Below are 1,029 nucleotides of genomic sequence, written 5' to 3' on the forward strand. Positions count from 1 at the left end.
CCAGGGTAAGAGCATCTCAATCAAGCTTTACAAAAGGAGTTGAGAACAGTCATCATATAATCATTATTCATAGAAGCCTGTTTGATTTTTTGACGAAGACTACGCTGCAATGTTTTCTCCTGATTAAGAGCGTTAAGTGCCATCCGTCTCAGGATGGCAAAATTACGAGGACTATGACCTGAACGAATCCGACATTGATCCTCATGGAACGTGACATCTAAAGTCCAATGAACTTGGTTTTCAATCGTCCAATGTTGACGAATGGCACGACCAAGAGCTTGAGCATCCGCAGGCAGAGAAGTTAGATAAAATTGGACTTCACGAGTCGTTTTGTTCCAAAGATGGCGGATTCTTTCAATAATGACGATGGTTTGCAGTCCCGACCATTGGTCTTGTTGATAAAGACCACCGAAAGCCTCTAAAGGAACAGCCCAAACATAACGTTTTTCAGTGCGATGGTGTCCCTTTTCAATCTGTTGGTTATAACTAACGTTAATGCCTTCAAAGTTATTAGCTCTTCTGGTATCAAACCATTCTTTAACCTGAGAATGTAAAGTGGGATGATTGGCTTTAAGAGATACAATATAATCAGCTTTTTTGTGGCGAATTTGTTTCACAATCTCGGTTTGAGTTCCCATCGCATCAATGGTAACGATCGCCCCGCTCAGGTCTAATAATTCTAAGAGTGCCGGAATCGCTGTAATCTCGTTGGAATGATCCTCAACTTTAACTTGCCCTAAAACTAAACGCTGTTCACTTGCCCAAGCCGTGACCAAATGCAAAGCTTTTACGCCTTGATTACGGTCATAAGAACCTCTAACACTTTTGCCATCGATGGGAATAATCTCGCCAACTATCGAACCAAGCATACTTTGAAGCCACTTCGCTAAACATTGTTCTAAAGCCTGAGGATTAATTCTTTCAAAAACTCGTCGAAAAGTATCATCACTCGGGATACCATTGGGTAATTCGAGAAATTCCTCTAACCATTGCTGTTTAGCGATGCCATAATTTTCCATGTCTTCCCAA

General features: G+C 41.3%; 1 protein-coding gene. It reads right to left on the bottom strand.

Annotated elements, in window-relative coordinates; translation table 11 throughout:
• Window positions 1-20 precede the first annotated feature (20 nt).
• Window positions 21-1,029 (bottom strand): ISAs1 family transposase (locus tag QUA54_RS34345; RefSeq protein WP_333419513.1); only part of this gene is annotated, 1,009 nt, incomplete at its 5' end.

The sequence above is a fragment of the Microcoleus sp. MOSTC5 genome (assembly GCF_036701825.1).
GTDB classification, from domain to species: Bacteria; Cyanobacteriota; Cyanobacteriia; order Cyanobacteriales; family Microcoleaceae; genus Microcoleus; species Microcoleus asticus.